This window comes from Bartonella vinsonii subsp. berkhoffii ATCC 51672, assembly GCF_902825225.1.
Lineage (GTDB): Bacteria > Pseudomonadota > Alphaproteobacteria > Rhizobiales > Rhizobiaceae > Bartonella > Bartonella berkhoffii.
In genome coordinates, this window is the sequence record NZ_CADEAK010000312.1 from 1 (window position 1) to 393 (window position 393).

Genomic DNA, 393 nt, shown 5'->3' on the forward strand with positions numbered 1-393 from the left:
AAGCCCACAGTCATGGCATCAGGAGAAGTCTTATTGGCTTTTTCTCCAAGCTTTTGAGAATCTGTTGTTGCTGGTAGAGCGAGATCCGAGACATCGAGTTCGGCAGCATCATCTTGGGCTTTACGACGCTTGCCAACTTGTGTATCAGAACACACCGCAAAGGAACGCAAGGGGATTGCTGTATCTGCTGTCCATTCTCTTATTGTTTGTGACATGAGAGAAAGAGAGGGGACAAGAAATAAAATACGTTTACCTTGACCCGCAAGAGCTTCTGCTATCTTCAAACTAGTAAAGGTTTTTCCCGTTCCACACGCCATAATCAGCTTGCCACGGTCTGATTCTTGTAACCCCTCACAAACAGCTTTAAGCGCTTCTTGTTGATGATCTAAAAGC

The 393-nt window shown here is 45.3% G+C and carries 1 protein-coding gene; it reads right to left on the reverse strand.

What is annotated here, in order from left to right; genetic code table 11:
* Window positions 1–393, reverse strand: a 393-nt coding sequence (locus J7R10_RS09410; protein ID WP_208436538.1) for a DEAD/DEAH box helicase family protein, incomplete at both ends; no start/stop codon positions are given.